The organism is Paracoccus panacisoli (genome assembly GCF_042435015.1).
Taxonomy (GTDB): Bacteria; Pseudomonadota; Alphaproteobacteria; order Rhodobacterales; family Rhodobacteraceae; genus Paracoccus; species Paracoccus panacisoli.
In genome coordinates, this window is the sequence record NZ_JBHMQU010000024.1 from 1 (window position 1) to 9,225 (window position 9,225).

Genomic DNA, 9,225 nt, shown 5'->3' on the forward strand with positions numbered 1-9,225 from the left:
ACCCAAAGCCTCGAAGCCCATGACCTAACAGCGCCCATATGCGGCCGACACCGGATGGTTACGTTGGAAGGTCGTGTCGGCGCCCTACCGCGACCAGGACCGTCAACCTTGGCGTTTCCGGCGCCGTTTAGCGGTCTACCGACGACCGCTCCTTCGGCTCGATCATGACGAAAATGCACTCATCCTTGTCGTGCCGGGGGTGCTCCGCGAGTCGCTACTCACGATGATGCACAACTATTACGGCGCCGAGATCGACCAGGAGTACCTACTGTCGGGCACCATGCGAAGCTGGTGGAACTTAATCCAAGACAGGGATGCGAAGGAATTCGAGGAGAAGGTGGCGCGTACCCTACGCGGGTTGGGGTGGCAGACTGCCGAAGGCAAGGAGTTCTCCGAGATACTAGGGCGTGGCCTCGCTACAAACCCGGGAGACATCGACGTCCTGGCCTGGCGCGCAGATGGGCGGATCGTTCTGATTGAGTGCAAGAACCTCCAACTTGCAAAAACGCCAAGCGAGACGGCCAAGCTGCTCTCCAAGGTCCGCGGCGGGCTAGATGAAAAGGGACGGCCCGACCTGCTAGCGAAACACCTGAACCGGTTGGCCTTGGCTCAGCAGCAACTCCGCGGGTTTCAGCTTTACACTGGCTTGGGCTCCGGGAACATCGAAGGTGCTGTGGTATTCTCGAATGTTGTACCGATGCTCTATGCGTCGCAGCAGATTGAGAAATCTGCACGCCTTCTAACATTCCAGCGCTTGTCTGAGTTATGAAGACTATTGGGCATAATGTTTGGTACGGTGCTTTCGGATCAACATGCCGATCGTATCTCGGGATCCATTTCGCGTTCACCAATTAGACCAACTTCGGACGCTAAGTTAAGGTCGGCCACCGCAGTAGTTTTCGACACTTGGAACGTCGTTCGCGGTCGGGCCCTATGGGTAGAGTCCGGGATACTGTGGAACAACCTGCTGCGTTGCCGCAAGTCCGCTCTCCGCCCCAAGCCGTCATGCGGCAACGCGGCAAGCTCTTCCTCGGGGCCAGCGCCATCGTGTCGACGCAGCCGGCCCAAAGCTGACGTTCACTGGCGACTATACCAACGTCAGCCTCGGCCGCCATCCCGGAATATCTCGCCTACGTTATATCCTTGGGCACAACCATCTGCTATTCCTTGAGAAACACGAACAAGTTGTGGGGGTGGGGCAGTGGACGCAGCCGATCTTGAGAAATTCGCGGACAACCTTAAGGCTAAGTTTGCGCTGACCGGCACGGCCTCGCCCGAGGACCAGTTGAAACCCGATGTGGCGGCGCTTCTCGTCGCCGCTGGCGCGAAGCTGGGGCTAAAGGTCGAGACCCGGACTGAGACGCACCTCTCAGAACACAAGGTCCGGCCCGACATAGCGATCTACGTAGGAGGCCTGATCTGCGGCTACGTCGAGTTGAAGGCCCCCGGCCTCGGGGCCGACGCGCCGAAGCTGAAAGGCGACCACAACAAGAAGCAGTGGGCCAAGCTGAAGGGTCTGCCGAACCTGATCTATACGGACGGGCAGGAATGGGCGCTCTACCATTCGGGCGAGCGACCGGACGGCTTCCCCATCGTGAAGCTGACCGACGACCCGACCGTGAAGGGAAAGGCCGCCATCGGCGGAACCGATTTGGCCGATCTCGCGCGCCTGCTAGAACCGTTCCTGCGCTGGAAGCCGGTCGTGCCGCACCAGCCGACGCCGCTGGCCCAATACCTTGCGCCGCTGACCCGGTTCCTGCGCTCCGAGGTGGAAAACGCGCTGGCCCAGACCGGATCGGCGGTCGGGCTTCTCGCCAACGAGTGGCGGCAATTCTTCTTTCCCGACTCCGACGACGCCAAGTTCGCGGATGCCTACGCCCAGACCGTGACCTACGCCATGCTGCTGGCCCGCCTGTCCGGCGCGACGAAGCTGGATCCGGCAGAGGCCGCGAAAACGCTGGACGCGAACAATGGCCTGCTGGCCCGGACCCTTGAGCTCCTTGGGCAGAAGGCCGCGCGCGATGAACTGGTGGTCGGGTTCGAGATGCTGCGCCGGTCGCTTGAGGCGCTGGACCCGCACGACTTCCTGAAATCGAAGCCCGACCTCTGGCTGTATTTCTATGAGGACTTCCTCGCCGCCTACGACCCCAAGCTGCGCAAGGATTACGGCGTCTACTATACCCCGCGCGAGGTCGTTGAATTGCAGGTGCGCCTCGCCTCGGAACTGCTGGAAAAGCGGTTCGGCAAGAAGCTGGGCTTTGCCGACGATGGGGTGGTGTTCCTTGACCCCGCCGTGGGCACCGGCACCTATCCCGTCGCGGCGGTGAAGCACGGGTTGGAGAAGGTGCGCAAGCGGTCCGGCCCCGGCGCGGTCGCGGCCCGGGCGCGGCAGATGGCCGAGAACATGCATGGGTTCGAGGTGCTGGTCGGCCCCTACGCCGTTGCCCACCTGCGGCTGACGCAGGCGCTGGAAGGCGCGATGAACGACGCCAAGGCGGCGGCGGGCGAGCCCGAGGAAAAGCTCGGCAAGCGGCTGAACATCTACCTGGCCGACACGCTGTCGAGCCCGAACAAGGCCCCGCCGGGCGGACTGGACCTGACGCACAAGGCATTGACCCAGGAACACGAGGCCGCGCGGAAAGTGAAGCAGGGCGGCGACATTCTCGTGTGCCTCGGCAATCCGCCCTATGATCGGCAACGCATTGAAGAAGATGCGCCAGATGAAGAAAGAAAGGGCGGATGGGTTCGTTTTGGCGACCAGATAAAGGGCGGTGCCAAGCAGGAAGAACAAGGGCAGAAGCCGATATTTGACGATTTTCTCGAACCGGCGCGAGCCGCAGGTTACGGCGTTTATTTGCAGGTGATGTATAATGATTACCTGTATTTTTGGCGCTGGGCGCTTTGGAGAATGTTTGAACAGCAAAATGAAGGAGGGATAGTGACATTTATTACTGCGTCGAGCTTCGTCGCCGGGCCGGGCTTTGTAGGTGTGCGCGAAGTAATGCGGCGCACGTTTGATGAGATTTGGGTGATCGACCTAGGCGGCGATAACCTTGGCACGCGGACGACGCCAAATGTCTTTAATATCCAAACGCCGGTGGCAATCACCATAGGTGTGCGGGGAAAGAAAGGTGACAAAGAAGCCCCAGCTAAGACTCATTATGTGAATATCGACGCACCGACCCGAGAGGAGAAGCTGGCGCGACTCGCAGGTTTTGAAGGTTTTCTGGCTTCGAATGGCGAGACTGCGAAAGCGATTGGATGGCTCCCTTCTTGCCGATAGGTAAGGGAGATTTCTTCGATTGGCCAAAATTAGTCGATGTATTTCCCTGGCGCTATAACGGCACCCAATGGTTTCGCGGCTGGCCGATTGCGCCGACAGAAGAACTGCTTAGGCGGCGCGTTGGAAAGATCGTTGCTGCGGCCACTGCGCGAAAGAAGTCTCTCTTTAAGGAAAGCGCGCACAGAAAGATTGGCAAGCGATATGCCTCTGATATGCCGGGCGGCGGTGAGAAGCCAATTGATGGATTGACCGAAGAGGACATCGCAAATCTGAATATCGAGCGATTTGGATTTCGTAGTTTTGACCGCGCTTGGGCAATTATTGATACTAGATTTGGTGACCGGCTAAGGCAACCACTGTGGGACACTATCTCCGAAAAGCAAGTGTTCCTCACGTCTCTGTCAGCGGTGCCGTTGGCAAACGGTTCCGCTATGCAAAGCACTATCTATCTGCCTGATTGCCATATCGTCCGTGGTTCCTACGGCGTGCGCGATATATTCCCCCTCTACCGGGACGCCAAAGGGACCGAACCCAACGTGACCGCCGGGCTGTTGGACGCGCTCGGGAAGGAATATGGCGCCACACCGTCGCCCGAGGATTTGGCTGCCTACGCCTATGCGCTGCTCGGCGGCCAGTCCTACACCCGGCGTTTCTGGAACGAACTTGAGACCCCCAGCCCGCGTGTCCCCATGACGAAAGACGGCGCGACCTTTGCCGAGGCGGCGAAACTGGGCCGCAAGCTGATTTGGCTGCATACCTATGCCGAGCGTTTCCGGGGCGATGGGCGCGGCGATGAGGTGCCGCAGGGCAAGGCGACGACAATCAAGGGCGTCTCGTCTGACCCGGCGCACTATCCCGAAAAGTACGCTTATGATCCCGCGAAGCGCGAGATTACCGTGGGCGACGGTCGTTTCGGCCCGGTCGCGCCCGAAGTCTGGGACTTCGAGGTGTCCGGCCTTGAGGTCGTGAAGTCGTGGCTGGCCTACCGGATGAAACTGCGAGCCGGAAGAAAATCGTCGCCCTTAGACGAAGAACATCCCGAGCGTTGGACCGCGCGGTTGAGCGACGAATTTCTGGAACTGCTCTGGGTTCTGGAAGCGACCCTTGCGATGGAGCCCGAGCTAGAGAAGGTGCTGGGCAAGGTTGTCGCCGGGCCGTGCTTCGCCGCCGCCGATCTGCCCGCGCCAACGGCTGAGCAACGTAAGGCTTCGGGTAAGGCTGCGGCCTCCGACGACCAACCGGACCTGTTCGGCGGGGACGACGAAGACGACGATGGCGACGACGACTGACCGCGCGTTATGTTACCTCCAAATTGGCCATTCGCACTATTCGCAGCGAATGGCTACTATCCGCCCATGGTGTTGAAAAACTCGCCCCGGATATCGCGCCTGTTTTCGGGCGGAGCTTTGTAGGCGTCGGCATCACGCCACCTTTGGCGGAGCAGTGACCAGCTTTGCGAGTTTGCGTAGGTTCTGGGCTGTTGCGGCGAGGTGGAATTCATCTCTGGCTCCGGTCGGGCCGCGCAGTCGCAAGCGCCCGAGGCCGAGGATGCGCTTGGTCGGGCTGAGCGCGACAATCGTGTGCGGGCGGATGCCCGTGGCCAACTGGCACGACTATATCGGCGACGCGGCCATCGCCGATGCCGATCTGGATCGGCTCACGGCGGCGGCGCATCGCATCGAACTCGATGGACCATCACGCCGACGCAAAGGCGTTGGCGATTAGGTGATGGTCTTGGCCGCTGCGCCTGTTGGTCTCGGCCGTGGGGCGTGGCGGTCTGAGGCGTGGCGCGTGATGGTTTGGCGCGATGCATGCACCAGAAGGCAGAGAACCCGTGACACCCCAGCAATTCAGGATGGCAAAAGCCGCCCTGTCTTTGTCCAATCCCGACCTGGCCCGCATGACCGGACTGCACCGCAATCCGCTGAACAGGCTGGACCGAGGCAGCGGCAAAGCGTCCACCATAAAGCTTGTCCGGTTGACGCTGGAGGCAGCCGGCGTTCAGTTCCTTGAATGCGGGCATGCGGCCACGGCGCCGGGGGTCGCCATCTCGGCACATGACAACTACGCGCCCGACGTTGAGTAGACCCGGCGGGCGCCGATCCAGGCGCGCAGGGTCGGCCACATTGTAACGCACCGACCTGCCGATCTTAATCATCGGAGGCCCATCGCCCCGGACGGCGGAAACCTCCAGAAGGCGCTGCGACAAGCCGAAGTGTGAAACCACTTCCGGCCGCGTCAGAAGTCTGTCGGGGTGAAGATCAATGTCGGTCATGGCATGGTCCTCGCATGAGCTTACAGGGTCGCCCCCTGTATCGCACCGAGTTTCCTCGGGGTGCATGGCGATAAATTCCGAAACTTGCACATTGTTGACCGCGAACGGAAATGCTTGGGCCGTTTGCGGACAGTCTTTCACAGGATGCGCACATTCCCGCGTGTAGGGATGCGATTCTGGGACGGCGTGACGGGGACAGGGCAGCGACACATCAACCCGCAAGGCGACGGGGCGGGACGCAGAACCGCCTGTCCAACCAGACAGCCAGCCAGGGGAGTATGGGTTGCGATGGACGGGCGAATTGCCCGTCATGACATACGGCCGGCGACAGTGAGGGGCGCTGAGCGATCTTCCGGGACCGCAAGTCACACCAGGGCCGGCTGCGCCGTCTTGTTTGATCGCGGCACACGCCAGCGGGGCGGGCCATTGTTGGCCCAGCTTGCTGGACGTGTCTCGTCTTGGCCGACGTTAGCGTATCCGTCGCGGCAGTCTGCGCGCCGCGACATTATCCGCGCCTGCGCATACTAGTCACTTCCGAGCCCCCTTTGCCCGCGTTCAGATGGCCCGCAATGGCGCTGCCGCCTTTGTCTGCGGCCGCTCGCAACGGGTCGGCGGCTAGGTGGGCGTATCGCTGCGTCGTCTTGGCGTCGGTGTGGCCCAACAGAGCGCCAATCATCGGAAGGGACATGCCGGCCGAGACCATTACCGACGCAAAGGAATGGCGCAGGTCATGAATGCGCACATCTTGAAGCCCGGCGGCCTGTCGGATGGCGCCCCACGAGTCCTTGATGTTGACGAGGGGAGTTTCGGGGTCGTTTCCGGCGCCCCCGCGAATGATATAACACTTGCTGTTGCCGGGCACGTTCAGCCCCTCAAGGATCGCCAGCGCGGCCGGGTTCAGAAGGATGCGCTTCTTCCCCGTCTTGCTGTCCGGCAAGGAAACATGCGCGGCCTGCCAGTCGATCCATTCCCAGCGCAACCCCAAGATTTCACCGCGGCGGGCGCCCGTCAGGATCATCAGGCGAATGGCCGCCACGGCCGACTTGCCGACCAGCCGCAAGCGCTGCTTTCCGCCTTCCTCGATGTAAAGACAGCCACGATCCGCCTTGTCCAGCGCATCGCCAAGCGCCGCGAACTCGGCGGGGGACAGGTATCGTTCCTTTGCCCGTTCGGGATACTTGTCGACCTCCTTGCACGGGTTGCTGTTCCGGGGCCTGTAGCCCCACGTTTCTGCCAGGCCGAATGCGGTGGAAAGGGCGGCGCGAACCCGGTTCGCGGTTGTGGGGGTTTGCGAAAGCCGGGCTTGCAGGCGGGCAATATCGGACGCTGCGACGTCGGACACTTTCAGCCTGGCGATAGGATCGGCGGAAATGATACGTTCGACCAGATTGCGCACATAAGCCGCCGTGCTGGGCTTGTTCCTTAGCTTCACATGGCTGTCGAGATAATCCTGCATCAGGGCGGCAACTGTCGGCATGGCCCGGCGGTCCTGCTTTTCCCCGGCTGGGTCGCGGCCAGCAGCGACTTCCGAAGCCCAGCGCCGCGCTATGTCGCGGGCCTGGTAGGGGGTAAGTGGGCCGTGCTGTCCTATGACACCCCAGCGCACACGCCCCGCACGGCCGCCACCGACCCGGTATTTCAGCACATAGGTCTTTCCGCCCGTCGGACCGACGCGCACCCCGAACCCGGACAGGTCGGTATCCCACGCCACATAGCGGGTATCGGTCGCCTTCAAGGCGTCAACCGCGCGCTTCGTGATCTTCACCTTATCCGACATGCCGCGCGTCCTGGGCTACCACCGGGCTACCACCGATCAAGTAACCGGGTGAAACCCCAGACAATCTGGCGCGTGGATAGCATGCTGGAATTGCGAAGAAAAGGGCAGCTTCAAGAAACTAGGTGAAAGACCGTGAAACACGGCGTCCCAAGACTACGAATCTGGGGGTCGGGCGTTCGAATCGCTCCGGGTCCGCCACTTTCCTCCTACAGCGTTAGTCGCGCAGCAGCGCCCCCGCCGGGACGGTGGCTATCGGCCGTGCCGCGGCACAGCGCGGCGTCACGCCGTGCGCCGGCCGAGGCTCAGCGCCGTGGCGAGGACGAAGATCACCGCCGCGGCGCAGATGATCGTGGGGCCTGCCGGCGTGTCGAGGTGCCAGGCCGCGGCCAGGCCGCCGAGGCTTGCGGCCGTGCCGGTCAGGGCGGTGGCCGCGACCATCGCCTCGGGGCTGCGGGCGAGCGGGCGGGCGGCGGCGGCGGGGATGATCAGCATGGCGCTGATCAGCAGCGCGCCGACGATGCGGATGCCCACCGCCACCACCAGCGCCAGCGCGAGGTTCAGCACCCATTGCTCGACCCGCGGGCTGACGCCGTCCGCGACCGCCATCTCGGGCGAGAGCGTCGCGAGCAACAGCCGCGACCAGCGCCAGAAGATCAGCGCCACGACCGCCCCCGCGCCCGCCCAGATCACCACCAGATCGCCGCGGGTGACGGCCAGCAGGTCGCCGAACAGCCACGCGCTGAGGTCGCTGCGGACGCCGTGCAGGAACGACACCGCGACGAGCCCCGCGGCGAGCGCGCTGTGGGCCATCACCCCCAGCATCGTGTCCACCGCCTGCCGGCCGCTCAGGGTAGAGATCGCCGCCGCCATCGCCAGCGCCACCAGCACGACCGAGGGCACCAGCGGCAGGCTGAACGCCAGCGACAGCGCCACGCCCAGAAGCGCCGCATGGGCGGTGGCGTCGCCGTAATAGGCCATCCGCCGCCACACGACGAAGCAGCCCAGCGGCGCGCAGGCGAGCGCCAGCCCGACCCCGGCCAGCGCCGCGCGGATCATGAAGTCGCTCAGCATCAGGCGGCATCCTCGCCGTGGTCGTGGCCGGCGCAGGGGGTGCCGTCGGCGTGGGTGTGGTCGTGGTGGTGGCGATAGAGCGCCAGCGCCCCGCCCTCGGGCATCCCGCCCCCGAAGGCGCCGAAGAGGCCGCGGTAGGCGGGCGAGAGCGACACCGATTCGGGCGTGCCCTCGCAGCAGACATGGCCGTTGAGGCAGATCACATGGTCCGAGGCGCGCATCACGATCTGCAGATCGTGGCTGACCATCAGCACCGCGCAGCCGGTCTCGGCGCGGACCGCCTCGATATGGGCGTAGTAGGCCGAGACGCCGGGCTGGTCGAGCCCGGCGGCGCCCTCGTCAAGGATCATCAGGTCAGGGGCGCCCATCAGCGCGCGGGCCAGCAACAGCCGCTGCAACTGCCCGCCCGAGAGCGCGGCGAGCGGGCGGCGGCCGAGCCCGGCCAGCCCGGCGCGGTCCAGCGCGGCCTCGACGGCGGCGGCGGGGCGGCGGTGGGGGAGGTTGAGGAACCGCGCGGCGCTGATCGGCAGGGTCGGATCGACGGCCAGCCGCTGCGGGACATAGGCGAGGCGCAGGCCGGGGGCGCGCCAGACCTGCCCCTCGGACGGCGCGAGCGCGCCGATGATGACCCGCATCAGCGTCGTCTTGCCCGAGCCGTTGGGGCCGAGGACGGTGACGATCTCGCCCCGCCGCACGGTCAGGTCGATGTCGCGCAGCACCGCGTGGCCGCCGAGCGTCACGCCGGTCTCGGCGAGCCGCACCCGCGGCGCGACGTCACGCGCGGGCGCGGGCGGGGCCACGCGCGGCGCGGCGGCCAGC

General features: G+C 64.0%; 8 protein-coding genes. 5 read left to right on the forward strand and 3 right to left on the reverse strand.

What is annotated here, in order from left to right:
• Nucleotides 1–73 precede the first annotated feature (73 nt).
• The 5 genes from ACFHYO_RS06425 (at nucleotide 74) to ACFHYO_RS06445 (ending at nucleotide 5,369) form a co-directional block, all read left to right on the forward strand.
• Nucleotides 74–769 (forward strand): anti-phage protein Upx-like protein, encoded by a 696-nt coding sequence (locus ACFHYO_RS06425; protein ID WP_394319172.1) that lies wholly within the window; start codon nucleotides 74–76, stop codon nucleotides 767–769.
• 432 nt (nucleotides 770–1,201) lie between these two features.
• Nucleotides 1,202–3,283, forward strand: a complete 2,082-nt coding sequence (locus tag ACFHYO_RS06430; protein WP_394319174.1) for an N-6 DNA methylase — start codon at nucleotides 1,202–1,204, stop codon at nucleotides 3,281–3,283.
• Nucleotides 3,262–4,572: a type ISP restriction/modification enzyme gene (locus ACFHYO_RS06435; RefSeq protein WP_394319176.1), complete on the forward strand. Its 1,311-nt coding sequence runs from the start codon at nucleotides 3,262–3,264 to the stop codon at nucleotides 4,570–4,572. Before ACFHYO_RS06430 ends, ACFHYO_RS06435 begins: the two co-directional genes overlap by 22 nt.
• Nucleotides 4,573–4,846: 274 nt before the next feature.
• Nucleotides 4,847–5,008, forward strand: coding sequence for an ATP-binding protein (locus tag ACFHYO_RS06440; protein WP_394319186.1), 162 nt, complete (start codon nucleotides 4,847–4,849; stop codon nucleotides 5,006–5,008).
• A gap of 130 nt (nucleotides 5,009–5,138) precedes the next feature.
• Nucleotides 5,139–5,369: a hypothetical protein gene (locus ACFHYO_RS06445; protein ID WP_394319178.1), complete on the forward strand. Its 231-nt coding sequence runs from the start codon at nucleotides 5,139–5,141 to the stop codon at nucleotides 5,367–5,369.
• Nucleotides 5,370–6,063: 694 nt separating this feature from the next.
• Here ACFHYO_RS06445 and ACFHYO_RS06450 read toward each other — a convergent pair.
• The 3 genes from ACFHYO_RS06450 to ACFHYO_RS06460 form a co-directional block, all read right to left on the reverse strand.
• Nucleotides 6,064–7,335 carry a site-specific integrase gene (locus tag ACFHYO_RS06450; protein ID WP_394319180.1) on the reverse strand — a complete coding sequence of 424 codons (1,272 nt, stop codon included), beginning with the start codon at nucleotides 7,333–7,335 and terminating at the stop codon, nucleotides 6,064–6,066.
• A 279-nt stretch (nucleotides 7,336–7,614) separates the two neighbouring features.
• The gene (locus ACFHYO_RS06455) at nucleotides 7,615–8,406 is read right to left on the reverse strand and encodes a metal ABC transporter permease (RefSeq protein WP_394319182.1); all 792 of its coding nucleotides are present in this window, start codon (nucleotides 8,404–8,406) and stop codon (nucleotides 7,615–7,617) included.
• A complete protein-coding gene (locus ACFHYO_RS06460; protein WP_394319184.1) occupies nucleotides 8,406–9,224 on the reverse strand; it encodes an ATP-binding cassette domain-containing protein in 819 nt (272 codons plus the stop codon). Before ACFHYO_RS06460 ends, ACFHYO_RS06455 begins: the two co-directional genes overlap by 1 nt.
• Nucleotide 9,225 lies beyond the last annotated feature (1 nt).